Raw genomic sequence first — 21,618 nt, 5'->3', positions numbered from 1 at the left:
GACTTATGGTTACCGTTCATTTTCGCAGGCTCAAGCGCATATACTGAAATATTTAATCGGGTATTACAGCCAACTTAGGCCACATCAGCATAATAGCGGTATGAGTCCGAACGTGGCAGAGGAAAAATACTGGATTAACTATAAACTGGTGGCCAGTTTTTCTTGACCACTACACAGTGACGATTGCCGTATTACTGCTTCTTCAACTCGCCGTGGCCATTGTTGCCCTGCAATCTGGCCCCTCTCTGGCTGTGCCGATATCTTTAGTGGCAGCACTGAGCTTTAATTTTCTTTTCACCGCCCCGCGCTTTTCTTTACAAATGAGCGACGTCACTGACGTCATTAATTTGGTGGTATTTATGTTGGTCGCTGGCGTGACAAGTTACATAGCACACTTTTACCGCCAACAACGTGATGAATTAGAGCAAACTCGATTAAGAAATAGCATCTTACTCTCCGTTTCACACGACTTACGTACCCCGTTAGCGACAATTATTGGTACCTTGACAACGTTGCAAGCGTATATGAATAAACTGTCGCATACAGAAAGAAATGAGCTACTCGATAGCGCGACGCAAGAAAGCCACCGCCTACATCACTACATAGAGAACTTGCTGCAAGCAACTAAATTGCAACACGGTAGCTTAGTGATCAATAAAAACGCTGAAAACATCATCGATGTTATAAATGTTTCTGTCTCTCGGTGTCATGAGCCTGAACGAGTAAAAATTACCAGCACTGAATCTCCTACTGTGCCGGTTAGCCGTGCACTAATAGAACAGGCCCTGTTTAATATTATTGATAACGCCTTAAGATATTCTCCGGCAAACACCATTGTGACTATCCATGTATATAGTCAATCAAACAATATATACATCGATATAAAAGATCAGGGTGAAGGGATCCCCCTAAAACATGCACATAAGATATTTGATCTTTTTTATACAACGCACGAGGATAAAAAAAGCGACAGTGGATCAGGGCTGGGGCTGGCGGTTGCTAATGGAGTTATACGGGCACATCAGGGCAGGATTGAGTTAGCACACTCAGAAATAGGCTGTTTAATGAGAATTCGTTTGCCTGTGGATGGTGGAGAGTAATGATGGCATACCGCGTATTATTGGTTGATGATGAAAAACAAATCCATACATTTGTACGAATATCACTGAATGCAGAAGGGTTTGATTATCTCGGTGCATATTCATTAGAGAGTGCATTAAGTGTTATTCAGCATCAGTCCCCCGATGTGATTGTGTTGGATTTAGGCTTACCCGACGGCGAAGGTATTTCTTTACTCAATCACATTCGAGAAAAAGGACATACAACACCGGTTATTATTCTCACCGCACGCGATCAGGAAGAAGAGAAAATTACGTTACTCGAAGCCGGTGCAAATGATTATATAAGCAAGCCATTTGGCGTGAAAGAGCTCATTGTAAGAATAAAAGTGCTCGTTAGAGATTTAATCGCGCCTTCAAAGAAAACCGAGGACCTCATTCAGTGTGGTGAGTTAAGTCTATCTTTGTCAAGCCATCAATTTTGGTATCACTCTCGTTTAGTCTCGTTAACGAAGAAAGAGTTTCATTTCATGAAAATACTGATGGAAGGAAACGGCTGTTTAGTAAAAAAAGATGACCTTCTCATCTCAATTTGGGGTGAGACACACAGGCAAGACAACCATTATCTGCGTGTTTTAGTCAGTCAGATAAGAAAAAAGATATGTGAGGACGCAAGTCAACACAACATAATAAAAACGGAACCTGGCATTGGTTATCGCCTTTGTGTTAACGAGGATGACCATGATTAACCCTAAAAGCACCGTTCGTTTATTATCGATGCCCATTCTATGGATGGGCATTGTCCAGTTTGTCTTTGGCCTGTTGTCGCTTTTTTTATTTAACGATCATATATCTAAACTTTTTTTGGCCCAGCCACCGCAATATTGTTTGTGTCGTTTTTGATCTCATTCTTCTTCAGAAGAGAAACACTAGATAATGTAGCATTTAGAGAAGCACTTATTTTCGCAACCTTGACTTGGGTTGTAACTGGTATTCTCGGTGCATTACCCATTTATTCAGTGACCGGCGTTAACTTTACTGATGCGGTGTTTGAATCTATCAGTGCATTAACCACAACAGGTGCTACGATTTTATCAGGCCTAGACGCAATGCCGCCTTCTTTTTTAATGTATCGTCAATTTCTACAATGGATGGGTGGGCTCGGTGTTGTTATTTTTGTTGTGGCGGTCTTGCCGATGCTCAATGTCGGCGGAATGCGTCTCCTTAAAGCAGAAACACCTGGCCCAATAAAAGACGACAAGCTTTCTCCTCGGATAACAAAAACCGCCCATTATCTATGGGGAGTCTATTTATCTATTACGGCATTATGCGCTCTTTCTTATTACGTCTCAGGCATGTCTCTCTTTGACGCCATAGGCCACAGCTTTACAACCGTCTCTACCGGTGGCTTTTCAACGCATGATGCTAGCATGTGGTATTTTGAAAGCCATAGCATTTTAATGATTGCGAATGTTTTTATGCTGTTAGGGGCTATCAACTTTGGTTTGCATTTTCGTGTTTTTCAGCGCGGTGCAAAAGGCGTGAAGTTATACATTCAAGACGAAGAAGCCAGAATATTCGTACTCATTGTTCTTTTTTTGGGGAGTGTGTTAGGCCTCTATCTCTATAAAACCGAAACTTACCCATCATTGGCATCCTCGGTAAGCTTTGCACTTTTCCATGTCGTGTCTTTTATTACCAGTACTGGTTACGGCGCTGCTGATTTAGGTGCGTGGCCGGCCGCAACTGCATTGTTTTTAGTTTTCTGTGCTTATCTTGGCGGCTGCTCTGGCTCAACAGCAGGTGGTAATAAAATCATTCGAGATATCATCACATTTAAAGTGATACGTCGTGAAATCCAACAGCTTTCACATCCGCGTGCAGTGAWCCCAATTCGATACCAAAATAAGGCCGTGTCATCTGATGTTACCAATGCCATTATGGCGTTTATGTCATTGGTAGTATTAACCACGGTTGTGTTTACGATTTTAATGATGATGACTGGGCTTGATTTTTGGACATCGTTCACTGCTGTTGTCGCTTGTATTAATGTATTAGGCCCTGGTTTTGGTGATGTAGGTAGCAATTTCCAGCCTGTAAGTGATATTGGGATATGGTTGCTTAATTTGGCAATGATTCTTGGTCGGCTAGAGTACTTTACGGTTCTAGCTATGTTATTACCCCATTTTTGGAAAATATAATAAGGTTATCATGCTATGGCACATTTTACTGTCATTGGGTTAGGTCGTTTTGGTATCGCAGCGAGCCTAGAGCTTATTCACCTTGGTCATACCGTTACCGGGGTCGATAAAGATTCTAAAATGGTTGAGCAATATGTGGAAGATTTGACCCAAGCGGTTATTTGTGACTCCACAGACGAAAATGCACTACGCGAACTTGATTTAGCAAACAGTGATGCTGTGCTTGTCGCGATTGGAGAAGATATGCAATCCAGTCTCTTGTGTACGCTTGCGTTAAAGAACCTAGGTGTCAAAGATATTTGGGTTAAAGCCAGTACCAAAGCGCACCATACGATTGTCTCTAAACTAGGCGTGTCTCGTATTATTCATCCTGAAGAAGAAATGGGCATACGTGTTGCCCAGTCTTTAAACTATCCAATGGTTAATAATTATCTTGCCATTGGTCATGGCTTGTACGTTGTAGAAATTGAGATAAAACCCAAACTTCATGATAGGACAATTGCACATGCACTTGGCGATGCGCGGACGAGCATCACGCCATTGCTGGTTAAGCGCGGTCAAGAGGTAATCACGGGGTTAGATACAGGCTTTGAATTGCGTAAAGGCGATCAATTACTTTTGTGTGGAACCCGAGCCGAACTGAAATATATTGCCCCGAGGTTAGTGTGACATGGTGTTATGGCATCCCTCTATTAGCCCCGTAGAGCGTAAACCGAAAGCGGGTAAGAAACTGTTAGGTGCACCACCGCTGATTCTAAGTGGTAGCTTTGCATTGTTGATTCTATTAGGAACATGTCTTTTAAAATTACCTTTCGCAACGACTGCGCCTATCTCTTGGATTCAAAGCCTATTTACAGCAACCTCAGCAGTGACAGTGACTGGGCTTGTTGTTGTTGATACAGGTACCCAATTCACCATGTTTGGCCAAACGGTGATTGCATTGCTTATCCAGTGTGGTGGGCTGGGTTTAATGACCTTTGCCATTGTGACGTTAATTGCGCTGGGCGGACGAATTGGCTTCTTACAGCGAACCGTCGCGCGTGAGGCGTTCAATCAGACAGACGCATCAACACTTACTTCGACAGCTAAGTCGGTACTTGTTTTCGCGCTACTGGTTGAAGTGATTGGGATGGCAATACTCACACTGCGCTGGCAGGGCGAGCTAGGTTGGAGTGACAGCTTATTCCACGGCTTTTTTTACACCATCAGTGCATTTAATAATGCAGGGTTTGCCCTCAGCGCCGATAGCCTAATGCCATATGTCGATGATATTACAGTCAATCTGACCATTACTGCGCTCTTTATTATCGGGGGCTTAGGCTTTACCGTATGGATCGACTTGCGGCGTCATCGGCGTTGGTCAAAGCTCACGGTGTACAGCAAAATGATGATTATAGGGACATGTTTAATTAATGGTGTAGCGTTAATTGCCATTTACCTCATTGAATACGACAACCCCAATACACTGGCTCCCTTGAGTGAATCTGGAAAATGGCTTGCTTCGTGGTTTCAAGCAGTAACACCGCGTACCGCTGGCTTTAATACATTGGCTATTGATCAGCTCGAGGATGCAACCACCGCCATTATCTTGGTGCTAATGTTTATTGGAGGAGGATCGCTAAGTACCGCTAGTGGCATAAAAGTCGTCACCTTTATGGTACTTGTTTTGGCAACATATGCATTTTTACGTCGTGATGAAGCGATTTACGTCTATAAACGTGAAATAGCCAGAGACACCGTCAGTAAAGCGTTAGCTCTGTCTCTTATCTCGATAGGGATGACTTGGTTCGCTATTTTTTGCTTGTTGTTGAGTGAAAGCGCAGAAATGGCGGATGTGGTGTTTGAAGCCGTGTCCGCATTAGGAACGGTAGGCCTTTCACGAGGGCTCACTGGGTCATTATCTGATGTAGGTGAGTTTATTATCATTTTTATGATGTTTGCTGGCCGACTGGGTCCGCTAACTTTGGCTTACTTTTTAGCCAGCCCAAGAAAGAAAAAGCTACGCTATGCCGAGACAAAGCTGGCGATAGGATAAGCGAGCGCTAGAATCATTAACGCGGTGCTGATGTGCCGCGTTGGTGGTCGTCAATACCAAAGAATTATTGGTTAAAACCCTTTACATCGTAAAAAAATGCTGTAGTGTGGCCAAAGCTCTAGATACGGAGCATCATAAGACATCAAGTCAAAGTCGAGACAGACCACGCTATTTCCCGCATAGACTCTCTGCAGTATTCCACTTTCGCTTTTTTCCTACATTGATAACCCGTTAAACGCCCTTTTGCTATCTCTCATTCGTGGGGATCACTGTATTAATGCTGATCGCTCACCCTAAAGAGGCCGACGCATTCATTCGGCCCATGATGGATAACCACTGAGGGCAGAGCAATAATCATTTAACTCATGGAGATAAAATATGGCCGCCACTAACGGCAGACTACGTCACTGGTATCATTTGCGCCGTGCGCAAACACAACCACAAACACCATCAACCACATTTAAATCAGTAAGGAATGCCATTGATAGTTAATTTTGCTCTTCCCAACCTTGCCAACTGGCAGGTCGTGATCCATCAGTTTAACGGGGATATTATCCTCAAGCATTTGCTTCATCGTCTTCCTGTTTTGTCTCAACCTACCCTGCGTTTTGACCCCTGCACCCAAGAAGGCGCGATTTTTAGTCAAGGTGAGTGCTTAGGCGCCTTTTCGATCGCAAGCTAATCTCCCCCCATTACACGTATCACGCATCCTCGTCACCATACGCCGAGCATTGCATTGAGGCCGCCTTTCCGTTCATTGAACGAAGCTGGTAAAGTGTCTTACTATCAATAAGACAACAAAGGCAGCCTCACACGTGAAAATCATCTCTTTTAATATCAACGGTATTCGAGCGCGTTTACATCAACTGCAAGCCTTAATTGAAAAACACCAGCCTGACGTGATCGGGTTGCAAGAAACTAAAGTGCACGATGATGCCTTTCCACTCGCCGATGTCGAAGCCATGGGCTATGAAGTACACTTTCATGGCCAAAAAGCGCACTATGGTGTGGCGATGCTATGCAAAAAGTCGCCAATCAGCGTACAAAAAGGGTTTCCAACCGATGATGAAGACGCCCAACGCCGTATGATTATGGCCACGTTTGAAGGCGAAAATGGCCAACCTGTCACCGTTCTCAATGGTTACTTTCCCCAAGGGGAAAACCGTAGCCACGAAACCAAGTTTCCTGCCAAGCGTAAATTCTACCAAGATTTGATGACCTATTTAGAGGGTCGTGATCCCAGCGAACACCTGGTGGTCATGGGCGATATCAACATCAGCCCTAAAGACGACGATATTGGTATTGGCGATCACAATGCCAAGCGCTGGCTACGCACCGGTAAGTGCTCTTTCTTACCTGAAGAGCGTGAGTGGTTAGAGACGTTGATGAATTGGGGCTTCGTGGATACCTTCCGCACCCTACATCCAGCGGTGAATGATCAGTTCTCGTGGTTTGACTACCGTTCGCGCGGTTTTGATGATAACCGTGGCTTACGCATTGATGTGGTGTTAGCCACTCAAGATCTTGCCAGCCGCTGTATTGATGCGGGGATTGATTACGAGCTGCGCGGCATTGAAAAACCCTCCGATCACGCGCCAATTTGGGCCACCTTTAAATAAGCCCTCGAATTGGCCGCGCAAGCGCGCTTAACAATGTCGCTTAAGATGCCGCTTAATATTATTACGCCACAGCATGGCCATGCTGTGGCGTTTGTCATTTTGCGATATGCCTATAACCGCTAGCTCAAGGGCCGCATATGACGTAAAAAGCGACGCTCTGCTAAGCGGAACATCCATAGGATGCTAAATGTCAGCGCCATATAGAACACACCCGCGGTCAAAAAAGATTCAAAGGGCGCATAATAACGCGAGTTCACAATCCGAGCCGCCCCAGTGAGATCAACAATGGTGATAATGCCGGCGACGGCCGAGCCGTGAAGCATAAATACCACTTCGTTACTGTATGCCGGTAAAGCACGGCGCATCGCACTGGGCAGAATGATCCGCGAAAAGGCTTTATACGGGCTCATACCATAAGCAATCGCCGCTTCCACTTCTCCTTTGGGCAAGCCATTGATGGCACCACGAATAATTTCAGCGGTATACGCTGCAGTGTTGAGGACGAACGCGACGAGCGCACAAAACCATGCATGTTGCCACAATGAGTCTTCAACGTTTACCACTTGGCTTAGGCCGTAGTAAATCAAATACAGTTGGATCAGTAGCGGCGTCCCCCGAAAAAAGTAAATAAACGCCCACGCAGGGTAACGCCAAAGCGGAAACTGTGCATTGCGCGCCACGGCGACAGGCACGGCCACCAGCAAACCAATCACTAACGCGGAGGCCACCAGCCATACGGTCGTCCAAAGGCCATCGAGATAAATCGGCCAGGTTTCGAGTACAAGTGAAAAATCCATAGTCACCTACCGCGTATGAATACTAAAGCGACGCTCCATCCAACGCAGCCCGGTGGTCGAGATGCTGGTAAAGAGCAAGAAAATAAGCGCAACGGTAAAGTAAAACGTAAATGGCATTTGGGTCGAGCCGGCTGCCAACGCGCCTTTACGTACCATGTCATCCAAGCCAATAATGGACACCAGCGCGGTGGTTTTTAACAGTACCAACCAGTTGTTACCAAACCCTGGCAGCGCATGGCGGATCATTTGTGGCAACAAGATGCGGCGAAACGCCAAACTACTGCTCATACCATAGGCGCGCGCGGCTTCCATCTCGCCGGCGTCGACCGCCATGATGGCCCCCCGAAAGGTTTCAGCCATGTAAGCACCAAAAATAAAACCAATGGTTAAGATCCCGGCGATAAACGGGCTAACATCGATGTAATCCGGCAAATAAGACGTCCATTCGTGGCTAGGATTCTGGCCCGCTATATACTCATTGAGCCATTCATTCATGCCGTATAAGCTGTTATTGAGCAGCATTTGACCGCCGTAAAAAATCAGCATCATCAGTACCAAATCAGGGATCCCACGAATCACCGTGGTATAGACGGTCGCAATGCCACGCAACCAACCCAATTTAGATAATTTGGCAAGCGCCCCGAGCATCCCGAGTAACATGGCCAAGCCCAGTGATAATAGCGCAACCTGAAGGGTCACCCATGCGCCTTCAAGCAGGGACCACTCGTAACCTTTCAAATCAATCATATGATTCGGGCAGCACTTTCATGCTGCCCGCCTGCCTTTTACTCGCCGTAAACGTCGTAGTCGAAGTATTTGGCAGCAATCTCGTCATACACGCCTTTTTCACGTAATGAATCAATTGCTTGATTAAGTCTCTCAGTCAGCGCTTTGTCTTGTTTGCGTGTCGCAATCCCAAAGCCCTCGCCAAACCATTCAGGATCAGTCAAAGAAGGGCCGATAAATTCAAATTCATCGCCACCCTCTTTATCGAGAAGCCCTTGCTGCAAAGCGGAAGCATCACCCAAAATGGATTCAATACGACCCGCTTTTAGATCAAGATAGGCCTCATCAAACGTACCGTAACGAACGATATCAACCGCGTCGCCATAGTTGTCGGTAAGATATTTGTCGTGTGTGGTTGCACGCTGTACACCAATTTTCACCCCGTCGAGGCCTTCTTTGGTGAAGGTGAGATCCGTGCCCTTTTCGGCCACAAACTTGTTCGGGATTAACGCGTATTTATTGGTAAAATCTACCTTTCTTTTACGCTCTTCTGTGATCGACATCGCCGCGATAATGGCATCGTATTTACGCGCCAGCAGTGACGGAATGATCCCATCCCAATCTTGCGCGACGATCTTACACTTGGCTTGCATTTCCTCACACAGCGCATTGGCCATATCGACATCAAAACCTTTGAGATCACCTTCGTTTGTGGTCCAGCTAAAAGGAGGGTAGGCGCCTTCAATACCAAAACGTACGACCTTCCAATCCTTGGCTGCAACGGAGGTTGACCCAACTGCGGCCATCACGGCGGCGGCAACTAGCCATTTTTTCATCTTCCTTTCTCCTGTCGTTTAACGATCTTATGTGGGCAAAGGCCCTAATGCATAGTTATGCTATTGATAATTCTATTTAATTAATTAGTATATCGAGGATATAAACTGTTGCAGACGCTCCGAGTCAGGCGCATCAAACAGTTTTTTCGGATTGCCCTGCTCTTCCACTAACCCTTGATGCAAGAACATCACGTGATTGGAGACATCACGCGCAAAACTCATTTCATGGGTGACCACCAACATGGTTCGCCCTTCCTCGGCCAATGAGCGCATCACGCCCAACACTTCTCCTACTAACTCAGGGTCAAGCGCGGAGGTTGGCTCATCAAACAGGAGTACTTCTGGCTCGACGGCAAGCGCCCGTGCAATGGCAGCACGCTGCTGCTGGCCGCCTGACAAGTGGCCGGGATAGTAGTCACGGCGCTCGTATAAGCCAACCCGATGGAGAAAGGCTTCAGCATCTTCAATCGCTTTTGCTTTGGGCACGCCGAGCACATGCACTGGCGCTTCAATCACATTTTGCAGCACCGTCATGTGCGACCATAGATTGAACCCCTGAAACACCATCGCCAGACGAGAGCGAATGCGCTGTACTTGTTTATCGCTGACGGGCACCGGATCGCCTGCACGGTTATTTTTCATTTTGATCAATTCACCATTGACCCAAATTTCACCGCCAGTAGGGGTTTCAAGTAAGTTAATACAGCGCAAAAAGGTACTTTTACCAGACCCGGAAGACCCGATAATCGAGATGACGTCGCCGCGGTGGGCATCGAGTGAAATGCCTTTGAGCACTTGATGCTGCCCAAAACTTTTTTTAAGTGACTTAACCTGTAGCGCTACTGCATCCGTCATGCGCTAACTCCTATCATCCGTAATAATTATTATATTGAGTTTATCAATTGAAAATATCACCCCTTCTCTTGAGGGGCAACATTTTGTTAACCTTTAAATCTGTTTTATTATAGTCACTATTACTGAATAAAAAGTCAAACATAATATTTAATGCTGAAAAAATGAACACTCAGTCTGTGGGCGACTACCCGCGATGCCTGAGTCCTCAACCACAATAAGTGTAGAGGCAAACGCAAGAAAAAAGATTGTTTTTATTGATAAAGACAAAATAAAAAGGAGGATAAAAGAGGATAAAGATGCAATTGATTTTATTTTTTCGACAAAAAACAGGTGACAAAACTGTGAACCAAAAGGCGTTTCTTTTCTCTTAGAAGACACTCTTGTACTCAATAATAGACACCTACTGGATCGGATTACGAGGTGCGACTGTCACGCCGTGTTGCACGTTTTGCTTTAAGCAGTTCAAGCGTGTCTCGCCAGCGATCGACAAGCTCAGACGGATCCTTGCTTTGCCATTGGTCGAGTGCATAGTCGGCAAGCGTGTAATCACCCGCTTTAATCGCACTAATGGCCAGCCACTGCCAAAGCATCTTATCGTCTTTCAACCCATAAGACAGTGCCACTTGCGCCGTATCAATGACCTCTTTCCAATGGCCTAATTGATAAGCCAGCATTACCTGCAACTTCAACGTCTGTTTATCCGGCTGGGTTAAATTCACTTCACTAATTCGATTCAGAGCCGCTACACGCTGATTATTTTTGATCAGACATTGCACCATAAATAACTGCTCATCACGCGTTGCTAGACGGTCAAGCTGCTGTAGCCCCTGCTGCCAGTACAATAACGCCTGCTCAGCCTCGTTGGAATCAAGTCGAGAAACAGCAATCGCTCGGTATAGCGCAATATCCGCCCTGGCCCTTGCTAAATATTGCCGAGCAGTGCGATGCGTCCCCGCTTTAACATGCGCACGCGCGGCTTGCTCGAGCCACTTGGGCGCCACATCAGCCGCATTCACGAACTGATCAAACGTCGCCGCCGCGGCACCATAACGCGACAACACCATTTCACTCAGCGCCTTTGTTTGCAATACAAAGGCATCAAGTGCGTCGAGTTCTTGAAGCTGGTTGGCATAATCAATCGCCACATCAAATCGCGACAAAGAATAAGCAGCCTGCATCGCAAGACGGCCTGAGGCGGGGGATAAATGATGGTGCTCACTGAGTTGGCGCGCATAATTTAACACCTCATCATATTGATTGACCCGATAGGCCAAACGGATCACGGCAGCAAGTGCATCCTCTTCGCTGGCTTCTGACAGTGAGTTCAAAGCTAACGCGTTTTGATAGGCACGATAAGCTTCGGCACGCTGATTAAGATAGAGATAGCTGATGCCCTGTAAGCGCCAGAGTTCGGCGCGCTGAGGTGACACAAGCTTTTGATCGCCTTGCTGCGCCAGTAACGCCGCTGACAACTTCAGAGCTTGCTGATAATTTCCACGCTCGATAGAGGCACTTACGTCCGCTATTTCTGCCGCCTGCGCCGTCGCGAATGACAGTAAAAACAGAAGCATCATTGCAAGTCGACGATTAATAAAAACAAGCATTCGAGACTCAACGGGAAACAAACATAAGCATCGCAACATGAAAATCCATTTTTAGAAGACAACACCTCGACTATAACCTATCTTTTTTATTCACTACAGCGAACAAACGTTTGCTGTCTTTATTTGTTAACATGCGCTCACAACAAACTCGGCGAAAAGCCACACAATAACGTCGTTATCTTGCTGTTTTGTGGCACGTATTTACCGCCCTTATTGGTAATTAAATTACAAAATAGCGACTTTAGTCGGATTGTGAACGCGATAATGGGTCTAGAATCTCGGTAAACACCGGCGTAGCACGTAAAAAAATTACACGGTAATGATCTAAGTCAACATTCGGGAATCACCCAGTTGTTAGCATGCTGATAACGAAACAGAACACGGCCACAAGGCCAGCGTTAAAAATAAACCAAGACTGGCTAAGTCGCTGTTTCGAAAGCTTTTGCTTTCTGTAGACGAGGAAATTATGGCAACACATGCTCAAGACCGCAGTGTGAGTCACGATGAAAAGAGCGAATATCAAAAGAAGCACAAGCCGGCTTCTTCATTTGCCTCCCGGGCTGACTACCTGAATCACGAACTACAAATTATGCGTCCGCGCCGTTGGGGCTTGAACCTGCCTGGCCGTGACTTCCGTTTTGAAATTGAGGATCTTGTTCCCGCGCTGGCCGGTACCATCGGCATTATCGCTATGTATTCTGCAGTGATGATGTCATGGGCTGAGGGGCTAACCGCCGCGTGGGATCATGTGACTTTAGGTAAAGCGTTTGCTGTTGAGGTCGCGCGGGTTGAAATGCTTATCCCCGCACTCCTTTTTTGTGTCCTTTTATGCGGATTTATCAATCCACGCGCTAACCTGGCCGGTAACCATGGGCCAATGATCCCGCTTGTCGGGACCATCGCGCTCGCCGGCGCACATCCTCTCGCCTTGGGGATCCTAATCGGTGCCTTTGGCTTGATACTCAGTTATGTCAAAGGCGGGTCTAAATTAGTGAACCTAACCAGCCAAGGGGTAGCGGGTGGCTTGCTGATTTTCTTGGGCTTTGGCGGGGCAAAAGGTCAAATTGAGAGCTTACTAGCCTGGGGTGCTGCCATTGATATGGGCTATATATCCATTGTTATTCTGGCCGTATCCATTGTGATTTATGCCTTTTTGGCTCGCATTGGTAAACGCTGGTTAGCGATTCCTGTCTGTGCCGTTACCGGTGGATTGATTGCTACCGCATTAGGTGCCGGCTCATCACTAGAGTTTGTGACACAACCGGGTGTGCCAAACCTAAACCCGGTTTACTGGTGGGGATCAACCGAGCAAGGTTGGCAAATGGGCTTACCAACCCTATCGCACTTTCTTGCGTCACTACCATTTGCTCTGCTCGCGGTAGCGATGTGGTCGCCAGACTTTCTTGGTCACCGTATTTTCCAGGAACTTAATTACCCGAAAAAGGCCGAAAAGGTATTGATGGACGTGGATGACACCATGACAGGGTGTTCTATCCGCCAAATCGTTGGGGCATCAGTCGGTGGGGGTAATATCACATCCTCATGGGGCACTTATATGATTCCTGCAGCGATTGCTCGTCGCCCGATTCCTGGCGGGGCCATTATCCTAGGTCTGTTATGTATTGCGGTTGCCTTGATTGGTTATCCAATGGATGTAGCAACCTGGCCACCGGTGATGACCATTGCACTATTATCAGGAGTGTTCCTGCCGCTTCTTGAAGCAGGGATGCAAATGGTTAAAGACGCGAAGTCTAGCCAATCAGCCGGTATTTGTATTTTCGCCTCCATGGCTGTTAACCCAGTCTTTGGTTGGGCAGTCACTATGCTCTTGGACAACAACGGTCTTATCGGTGATAAAGAGCGTCCTGGTACGCTATCGACTATCGATCGTCTGGTGATTCCAACCGCCACAGTGATCATTTGTGTGGCTGCTATGTTGGCAGTCGGAATGATTCCCGGCATTCCACCTTTATTGTAATAACACGGCCCCGCTTTCGGGCGGGGCATCCGGATAAATCGATGGGTCACAGAGTCAGCCATACTGACACAACACTATGACTGACCTTGGTCCCAACACATGTCTTTTTGAAAAGAGAACAGGTAGGTGCAACATGTCTGAGCACAATTCCAATGCATGGGAAGGATTTGTTGAAGGTAACTGGAGCAAAGCCGTTGACGTTCGCGACTTCATCCAAAAAAACTATACCCCTTATGAGGGTGACGAATCATTCCTAGTTTCTGAGCCAACTGACGCGACTCGCCAACTGTGGGCGCGCGTGATGGAAGGCATCAAGCAAGAAAACGCGACGCATGCCCCGATTGATTTTGATACGTCTGTGGTTTCTACCCTGACCTCTCATGATGCCGGCTACATTGAGAAAGATCTGGAGCAGATTGTTGGTCTACAGACCGACGCACCGCTAAAACGCGCTATGCTGCCTAATGGCGGTATCCGTATGGTTCAAAGTTCGTGTGACGCATACGGCCGCGAACTGGATCCGCAAGTAAAGAAAACCTTCACCGAACATCGTAAGACTCACAACCAAGGGGTTTTCGATATTTACACCCCTGACATCCTCAAGTGTCGTAAGTCAGGCATTTTGACAGGTCTACCTGATGCTTATGGCCGTGGCCGTATTATCGGTGACTACCGTCGCGTTGCTTTATACGGCATCGACTTCCTGATGGCGGACAAAAAAGCGCAATTCGATTCTCTACAAGAGAAATTTGAAAGCGGCGAAGATCTGCAAATGACCATGCAACTGCGTGAAGAAATTGCAGAACAACACCGCGCGTTGGGCCAATTGAAAAAAATGGCAGCGTCTTACGGCTGTGATATTTCTCGCCCAGCAGAAAACGCAAAAGAAGCGATTCAGTGGACCTATTTCGGTTACCTGGGTGCGGTTAAAACACAAAACGGCGCGGCCATGTCGCTCGGTCGTACGTCTACCTTCCTTGATATCTACCTACAGCGTGATGTTGAAGCCGGTAAACTCACAGAAGAACAAGCGCAAGAGCTGATTGACCACTTCGTCATGAAACTGCGTATGGTACGCTTCCTGCGTACGCCTGAGTATGATGATCTCTTCTCTGGCGACCCAATTTGGGCCACCGAATCTGTTGCCGGTATGGGCCTAGACGGACGTACTCTGGTTTCTCGTACCAGCTTCCGTTTCCTAAACAGCCTGTACACCATGGGCCCAAGCCCAGAGCCAAACATCACAGTGCTTTGGTCTGAGCAACTGCCTGAAGGCTTCAAAAAGTTCTGTGCCAAAGTGTCTATCGATACCTCGTCTATTCAGTACGAGAACGACGATCTGATGCGCACTGACTTTGAATCTGACGACTACGCGATCGCTTGTTGCGTATCACCGATGATCGTTGGTAAGCAAATGCAGTTCTTTGGCGCCCGTGCCAACTTGGCTAAAACGCTCCTTTATACCATCAACGGTGGTATTGACGAGAAGCTGAAAATCCAAGTTGCGCCAGAGCACCCAGCGATGACTGACGAAGTGCTGGACTATGACAAAGTCATGGACCGCATGGATCACCTGATGGATTGGTTAGCGAAACAGTACGTGACTGCGCTGAACAGCATCCACTTCATGCATGACAAGTACAGCTATGAAGCGGCATTGATGGCTTTCCACGATCGTGATGTTTATCGCACTATGGCCTGTGGTATTGCGGGTCTATCGGTTGCTGCTGACTCATTGGCCGCAATCAAGTACGCAAAAGTGAAGCCAGTTCGTGACGAAGACGGTATTGCTATCGACTTTGATATCGAAGGTGAATACCCAGCGTTTGGTAACAACGATGAGCGTGTTGATGCGATTGCCTGTGACCTGGTTGAACGCTTCATGAACAAAATCCGCTCACTGAGAACTTACCGTGATGCGGTTCCGACTCAGTCTATCCTAACGATCACCTCAAACGTGGTATACGGTAAGAAAACCGGTAATACGCCAGATGGTCGTAAAGCGGGTATGCCATTTGGTCCAGGTGCGAACCCAATGCACGGCCGTGATGAGAAAGGTGCGGTTGCGTCACTGACCTCTGTCGGTAAACTGCCATTTGCTCACGCTAAAGACGGTATTTCTTATACCTTCTCTATTGTGCCAAATGCTTTGGGTAAAGACGAAAACACCCAACGCGCGAACTTGGCGGGCTTAATGGATGGTTACTTCCACCATGAAAGCGGTCAAGAAGGCGGCCAGCACCTGAACGTGAACGTGATGAACCGTGAAATGCTACTAGACGCGATGGAAAATCCTGAGAACTATCCTCAGCTGACTATCCGTGTTTCTGGTTACGCGGTACGTTTTAACTCGCTGACTAAAGAGCAGCAACAAGACGTCATTACACGTACCTTTACCTCTTCACTGTAAGAGATAAATAAGGGTTAACGCCTAAAGAAAAACCGCCGGCAAATGCTGGCGGTTTTTATTAGAATCACACTTCAAAATGATCCAATTGTCTATCCAACTCTCGCGCGGAATCTGCCAGCAGCTGGCTTTGCTCAGCAAGGTGAGAGGCCGCGCCACTGACTTCGTTCGCCGAGTTATGAATATTGCTCACATTTTGATTCATTTCTTCAGACACCGTCCCCTGCTCTTCAGCTGCTGCTGCAATCTGTACCACGCGATCATTAGAGCCATGCAGGGCGCTCACCATATCTTTAAGCTGCTGCTGAGTTTCAAGCGCGGTTTCTACACTGGCTTCACTGGACGTATGGCTTGATTTCATCGCCTCTGCCGCTTCAATCGCGTTATTGGTCAGCGCTTCTATCGTGCCTTGGATTTGCGTAGTTGATTTTTGCGTACCTTGCGCCAGCGAGCGTACTTCATCGGCCACCACCGCAAAGCCACGACCTTGCTCACCGGCACGTGCCGCCTCAATCGCCGCGTTTAGGGCCAATAGATTGGTCTGCTCAGAGATCCCTTGAATAACCGTCGCGACATCACTGATCTCCATCACGCCTTGCTTGACCTGATTGACCAATTTATCTGCCCCAGCGATACGTTCGGCAACTTCACGGATACTAGCTACCGTGCTATCCAATTTATGATTGCTATCTTCCGCCATCGAGGAAATATCATTCGTGGCTTGCGCAGTTTGTTCTGCGTGATCCGCGACATCAGCGACAGTTGCTGTCATTTCGTTCATCGCCGTTGCCAGTTGCTCGAGTTGCGCGCGCTGAGATTGAATACTTTGTGCACTCTGCTCACTCGCTGATGCAATAGACGACGCCATAGTAGAAGACTGCTTCGCCTCATCATGGGCAACACGCATAGCTTCACGAACACTCCCCATGGCTGTATCCATACGCCGCGCCAATTTACCGATTTCATCATGACGGGTATAGCCGCACTCAATGCGTAAGTCCCCACCCGCAATCCGATCAAACTTTTCGACCAATTCATCTAACGGCACAACGATGTCGCGACTGACAAACGCACCACAAACTAACAGGATCACCCCCGCGATAAGCGTTAACCCACCAATTTGCCACGCTGACTGGATAAACTGCGCTTCAATATCGCTCACATGAGTGCCCGAGCCAATAATCCAGTTCCAACCATTTACGCGTTTCACATAAGAGATTTTAGGCTTCATCTCACCTTCAGGTGAGCGCCAAGTATAATCCAGTACACCGCCTTGTGACCCTTTGCTCACTGTCACCATTTCTCGCCAATGGTGCTTGCCGTCGCCATCGGTCAAACTGTTCGCACTGGTGCCATTCAACTTGGGCTTTATCGGGTGGTTAACAATTGTGAGATCAGGCTTGAGCACCCAAAAATAGTTATCGCCGTCATAACGAAGCTGGTTCAGTTGCGCGATCGCCTGCGTTTTAGCTTCCTCTTCGCCGATTCTTGACGCCTGCTGACGGTAATAATTCACCACACTTTGCGCCACTTCTATATTGGCCCTTAGCGAAGCGGTTCGCTCGGCATAAGCTTGATCACGCTCTTTTTGGATAGTGAACATACTGATCGCAACCAGCAATGCAATGGCTATCAACATGAGCGCAACAAGCTTATTTTTCACTCTCAGATCACTGATGTTTTTCATTATATATCCTGCGTTTGCTGTTGATCCTAGCCTGATACTCGGCTCTATTAAGCTCACATGCAGCCTAGAAGGCCGTGTATGAGTAACTCTGCATGTCGCACGTTAGTTTGGACAAAAAAGCCAGAAGACACAAAAACAACATGGAGATTATCTGGATTAGCTCTCAGTGTGCTGGCATAGAAAACTGGAACTGTGATCAACCCAAAGACAGAGGTGTAACACCACAGTAACGTTCACAAAGAGAGTGCGAAAAAGAGGGGAATTTCCTTACGTTGAGGCCGGTTTTTGTAATAAAATGACAGTATCGCAATTCGCAGTCTGGAGACAGTTATGTCGGCAATTGGTCGCATCCATTCCTTTGAATCTTGTGGGACCGTAGATGGCCCTGGGATACGTTTTATTGTCTTTATGCAAGGCTGCTTGATGCGGTGTAAGTATTGCCATAATCGCGATACTTGGGATACTCATGGCGGGAAAGAAGTCACTGTCGATGAGATCATGAAAGATGTATTGGCCTATCGCCACTTCATCACCGCATCAGGCGGTGGGGTCACCGCATCGGGCGGCGAAGCTATGTTACAGCCAGAGTTTGTCCGAGACTTTTTCCAGGCCGCACAAGCCAAAGGTATTCATACCTGCTTAGACACCAACGGCTATATCCGTAAGCACACGCCCGTGATTGATGAAGTGCTTGATGCAACCGATTTGGTCATGCTGGACCTAAAACAGCTCAATGATGAGGTTCATGAAGACTTAGTAGGCGTATCGAATCGCCGCACGCTCGATTTTGCCAACTACTTGCACAAAATTGGACAAAAAACCTGGATTCGTTACGTCGTAGTGCCCGGCTATACGGATGACGATGATTCCGCGCACCGCTTAGGTCAGTTCATTAAAGGCATGGACAATATCGAAAAGGTGGAATTACTCCCCTATCACCAGCTTGGTGAACATAAATGGGAAGCGCTGGGTTACGAATATGAGTTAAAAGACGTGGGCACACCATCAAAAGAAATGATGGATAACGTCAAAAACATTATTGCCAGTTATGGTCATAACGTCATGTATTAATCCGATGCACCTCTGCGCACCACTCATCAGCCGGTCACCTTGTGGCCGGCTTTTTTTCGCGTCTTTATACTTTTTTCACGTCGTTATACCTCTGTCTCGCGACTTACATCTCGCGCCGGCGGGCTTTCGTCATCCTAATGGCTTCACGAATAATACAGTCACGCAAAGGGTTATCTGCGCCATCCGCTCGCCAGATAAAAGACAGTGTTCGACGCATATTGAGCTCTGGCACGTTCAGCGCCACCAGCTCCTCGCGTTCAATCCACTTTTCAACATCTAAATAGGGCAAGCAGCTTAGGTAATTGGAGTTAGCCACCAAAGTACGCAACACAGGCACCTGCTCATATTCTCGCCGCACATCAAGATCTTCGATAACGCCATGAATCGCACTATCAAAACTATGTCGTGTCCCGGCACCCGGCTCTCGCAATACCCACTGCGCTTGTTCAAGTTGCGCCAAGCTTACCTGATCACGCTGCGCATAAGGATGGTGCTTCCCCGCCACAACCACAAGGTGGTCATGGCACCATACATGCTGCTTTAAGCGGCTATCATCGCAACGCCCCTCAATGATCCCCAAGTCGTGCTGATAACGGCGCACACTATCAATGACTTTCTCGGTGTTTTTCACGGTAAAGTCGATTCGCAGCTCGGGGAAATCACTATCAATAATACTGATAAGGTCTGGAATAAGGTGTTCTGCTGCGGTTTGACTGGCAATTAAGGCAATATCGCCACTGATAATGTGCTGTCCATCAAACCCTGCCTCAATCTGTTGCGCATCAAACAAGAGTTGGTGTGCTTTGGGTCGCAACCAGGCTCCCCAGTAGGTGAGCTGCATTTGCTTGCCTTGTCGCTCGAATAATGGCCGCCCTAACAACTTTTCTAGCTGCGACAGGGCCATACTGGTAGCCGACTGCGTCAACGCTAACTGGTCGGCCGCTCGGCTTACACTGCCGGTCGCGGCGATCGCTTCAAACACAGCCAACTGTTTCAATGAGTACCGCATCCAGGCTCCTTACTGTCTGGCTTTAATGGCAATACCCTATCAATTTTTATGATTCTTACCCTAAGCAATATCAATTTTACTCCTGATAGAGAGAAGAATAGGCTGGTTTTATTCACATTACGTCTAAAAAGGAGTACAACCTGTATGTTGACCTGTCTTTCCCCTCGGGCAAATAGTGCCGACAGAGGAGACAACGCATGGTAAGTCCTACCCCAATTAAAACGGAGGGCCCCGCTGCATTGCTTGCCAACGCTGAAGCCTATGCAGAGAGTAAAACCCATAAATCGACCCGGATGGCGGTTGGGCTAGCCATGATGGCCGGCTTATTTATCGGACTGGCTTTCGTGTTCTACCTCACGGTAACCACGGGCAGTAACGCCGGCTGGGGAATGACCCGGTTGATGGGCGGGCTTGCCTTTAGCATGGGCTTAATATTGGTGGTGCTTGGCGGTGCAGAGCTATTTACCAGCACAGTGTTGTCTATGCTGGCGCGTGCCAATGGCAAGATCTCAACCCGCGGCCTGCTCTATACCTGGGCAAGAGTGTATTTTGGCAACTTGTGCGGCGCCCTACTGTTGGTGTTTATCGTGATGGTGGCAGGGCTATACCAGCTTGACGATGGGCAATGGGGATTAAACGCATTACACGTGGCCCAACACAAGCTGCATCACAGTTGGATACAGGCCTTTGCGTTAGGGGTGTTGTGTAACTTGCTGGTTTGCCTTGCGATTTGGATGACCTTCACGTCGCAAAATCCACTGACCAAAGCAGTGATGGTGATTCTTCCCGTGGCCATGTTTGTCAGCACCGGCTTTGAGCACAGTGTCGCCAATATGTTCATGGTGCCACTGGGGATGAGCATTGCTACTTTCGCGCCCGACAGTTTCTGGCAAGCAGTAGGGAGTTCACCGGCTGCTTTCAATGACCTTAACCTGATCCAATTCATCAGTGCCAATTTAATCCCCGTCACGCTCGGCAATATTGTCGGCGGCGCTGGCCTTGTCGGCATGGGGTACTGGCTGATTATTAATCCTGAGAGAGAAAACAAAACAGCGCAAATTTCTTCATTGACGCTACCGTCTGCGAATTATTCTGAGAGACCCACTATGACCCAAGAAACCTTAACCATTGAAAAAAACATGAAGTCTGCCCACTGTGCCTTGCAAAGCCACCAGTTTGTGGCCGATGCATTAGAGCAACTCAACCGCTATCAGTTGCAAGGTGCGCCTGTCGTCGATAAACAAAATGAATTGGTTGGCTTTTTCTCGGTGCAAGATGTCTTTGTTGATTTATGGTGGAACGATTACCAACCCGACATGGACACCAAAGTCGAAGATTTAATGCGCACGGAGGTGCAGACCGTTGAGGCAGACCAATCCGTGATTGAACTGGCGCAGTACATGAGCATTGACAACCAAGTGCTGTATCCGGTCAGTGATGCGGGCATTGCCACGCGCTTTACCACCCAATCCGCACTAGAGCGCGCAAAAACACAGACGGTCTCGCGTCCTTACATCTATCCAGTGATGCGCGATAATCAGCTGGTTGGTGTGATTACCCGTGCCGATGTGGTCCGAGCGCTAGCGCCCTTGTATGGTAATGCCATGGATATCTTGCCAGCAGACGCCAAAGAAGGACTCGTCACCGCGTAATAGACAGAGACGCTAAGCCTCATACAACAACGCCCCAGCCAATGACTGGGGCGTTTGCTTTATCGTTTGTTGCCTTATCTGTT

Annotated in this window: 18 protein-coding genes and 1 pseudogene; 12 read left to right on the top strand and 7 right to left on the bottom strand. The window is 47.6% G+C overall.

From position 1 onward, the window contains the following. From BZG77_RS15050 to xthA, 8 genes and pseudogenes are all read left to right on the top strand, one after another. Positions 1–166 (top strand): annotated as a pseudogene (locus tag BZG77_RS15050) (IS3 family transposase); the annotation flags it as partial. A 10-nt stretch (positions 167–176) separates the two neighbouring features. Then, complete coding sequence (locus tag BZG77_RS11795) at positions 177–1,100, top strand: sensor histidine kinase (protein ID WP_077647378.1); 924 nt, start codon at positions 177–179, stop codon at positions 1,098–1,100. A 2-nt stretch (positions 1,101–1,102) separates the two neighbouring features. Further along, positions 1,103–1,807 (top strand): response regulator transcription factor, encoded by a 705-nt coding sequence (locus BZG77_RS11790; RefSeq protein WP_077647381.1) that lies wholly within the window; start codon positions 1,103–1,105, stop codon positions 1,805–1,807. 150 nt (positions 1,808–1,957) lie between these two features. After that, a complete protein-coding gene (locus BZG77_RS11785) occupies positions 1,958–3,259 on the top strand; it encodes a TrkH family potassium uptake protein (protein ID WP_241844150.1) in 1,302 nt (433 codons plus the stop codon). Between the two features lie 15 nt (positions 3,260–3,274). Further along, the gene (locus BZG77_RS11780) at positions 3,275–3,928 is read left to right on the top strand and encodes a potassium channel family protein (protein ID WP_077647377.1); all 654 of its coding nucleotides are present in this window, start codon (positions 3,275–3,277) and stop codon (positions 3,926–3,928) included. Between the two features lies 1 nt (position 3,929). Next, positions 3,930–5,294, top strand: a complete 1,365-nt coding sequence (locus BZG77_RS11775) for a TrkH family potassium uptake protein (RefSeq protein ID WP_077647376.1) — start codon at positions 3,930–3,932, stop codon at positions 5,292–5,294. Between the two features lie 481 nt (positions 5,295–5,775). Further along, on the top strand, positions 5,776–5,976 hold the full coding sequence (locus tag BZG77_RS14760) for a hypothetical protein (RefSeq protein ID WP_077460110.1): 201 nt from the start codon (positions 5,776–5,778) through the stop codon (positions 5,974–5,976). Positions 5,977–6,109: 133 nt separating this feature from the next. Continuing rightward, a complete protein-coding gene (gene xthA, locus BZG77_RS11765; RefSeq protein ID WP_077460109.1) occupies positions 6,110–6,913 on the top strand; it encodes an exodeoxyribonuclease III in 804 nt (267 codons plus the stop codon). Between the two features lie 119 nt (positions 6,914–7,032). Here xthA and BZG77_RS11760 read toward each other — a convergent pair whose 3' ends face one another. The 5 genes from BZG77_RS11760 to BZG77_RS11740 all read right to left on the bottom strand — a co-directional run bounded on the left by BZG77_RS11760 (position 7,033) and on the right by BZG77_RS11740 (position 11,701). Beyond that, on the bottom strand, positions 7,033–7,710 hold the full coding sequence (locus BZG77_RS11760) for an ABC transporter permease (protein WP_021024004.1): 678 nt from the start codon (positions 7,708–7,710) through the stop codon (positions 7,033–7,035). Positions 7,711–7,716: 6 nt separating this feature from the next. After that, positions 7,717–8,457: an ABC transporter permease gene (locus BZG77_RS11755; RefSeq protein WP_077647374.1), complete on the bottom strand. Its 741-nt coding sequence runs from the start codon at positions 8,455–8,457 to the stop codon at positions 7,717–7,719. Positions 8,458–8,495: 38 nt separating this feature from the next. Then, entirely contained in the window at positions 8,496–9,272 is a 777-nt protein-coding gene (locus BZG77_RS11750) for an ABC transporter substrate-binding protein (RefSeq protein WP_077647373.1), read from the bottom strand. A gap of 84 nt (positions 9,273–9,356) precedes the next feature. Beyond that, positions 9,357–10,127, bottom strand: coding sequence for an ABC transporter ATP-binding protein (locus tag BZG77_RS11745; protein WP_077647372.1), 771 nt, complete (start codon positions 10,125–10,127; stop codon positions 9,357–9,359). A 413-nt stretch (positions 10,128–10,540) separates the two neighbouring features. Next, complete coding sequence (locus BZG77_RS11740; RefSeq protein ID WP_131826154.1) at positions 10,541–11,701, bottom strand: tetratricopeptide repeat protein; 1,161 nt, start codon at positions 11,699–11,701, stop codon at positions 10,541–10,543. A gap of 496 nt (positions 11,702–12,197) precedes the next feature. Between BZG77_RS11740 and BZG77_RS11735 the strand changes: the two genes are divergently transcribed. Together BZG77_RS11735 and pflB are read left to right on the top strand one after the other, a co-directional pair. Next, positions 12,198–13,709, top strand: coding sequence for a DUF3360 family protein (locus tag BZG77_RS11735; protein ID WP_077647370.1), 1,512 nt, complete (start codon positions 12,198–12,200; stop codon positions 13,707–13,709). Between the two features lie 133 nt (positions 13,710–13,842). Beyond that, on the top strand, positions 13,843–16,119 hold the full coding sequence (pflB, locus tag BZG77_RS11730; RefSeq protein ID WP_077647369.1) for a formate C-acetyltransferase: 2,277 nt from the start codon (positions 13,843–13,845) through the stop codon (positions 16,117–16,119). Positions 16,120–16,183: 64 nt separating this feature from the next. Here the strand turns inward: pflB and BZG77_RS11725 are convergent, their stop codons facing one another. Next, positions 16,184–17,803 (bottom strand): methyl-accepting chemotaxis protein, encoded by a 1,620-nt coding sequence (locus BZG77_RS11725; RefSeq protein WP_077647368.1) that lies wholly within the window; start codon positions 17,801–17,803, stop codon positions 16,184–16,186. A gap of 330 nt (positions 17,804–18,133) precedes the next feature. Here BZG77_RS11725 and pflA point away from each other — a divergent pair, with 330 nt between their 5' ends. Then, complete coding sequence (gene pflA / locus BZG77_RS11720; RefSeq protein ID WP_021023997.1) at positions 18,134–18,874, top strand: pyruvate formate lyase 1-activating protein; 741 nt, start codon at positions 18,134–18,136, stop codon at positions 18,872–18,874. 103 nt (positions 18,875–18,977) lie between these two features. Here the strand turns inward: pflA and BZG77_RS11715 are convergent, their stop codons facing one another. Next, the gene (locus BZG77_RS11715) at positions 18,978–19,883 is read right to left on the bottom strand and encodes a LysR substrate-binding domain-containing protein (protein WP_077647367.1); all 906 of its coding nucleotides are present in this window, start codon (positions 19,881–19,883) and stop codon (positions 18,978–18,980) included. Between the two features lie 197 nt (positions 19,884–20,080). Between BZG77_RS11715 and focA the strand changes: the two genes are divergently transcribed. Beyond that, the gene (gene focA / locus BZG77_RS11710) at positions 20,081–21,535 is read left to right on the top strand and encodes a formate transporter FocA (RefSeq protein WP_077647366.1); all 1,455 of its coding nucleotides are present in this window, start codon (positions 20,081–20,083) and stop codon (positions 21,533–21,535) included. Positions 21,536–21,618: the final 83 nt, after the last annotated feature.

The organism is Salinivibrio sp. IB643 (genome assembly GCF_001996105.1).
Taxonomy (GTDB): Bacteria; Pseudomonadota; Gammaproteobacteria; order Enterobacterales; family Vibrionaceae; genus Salinivibrio; species Salinivibrio costicola.
The sequence above is the reverse complement of the archived record's forward strand: the minus strand, read 5'-3'. Positions and strand labels throughout refer to the sequence as shown.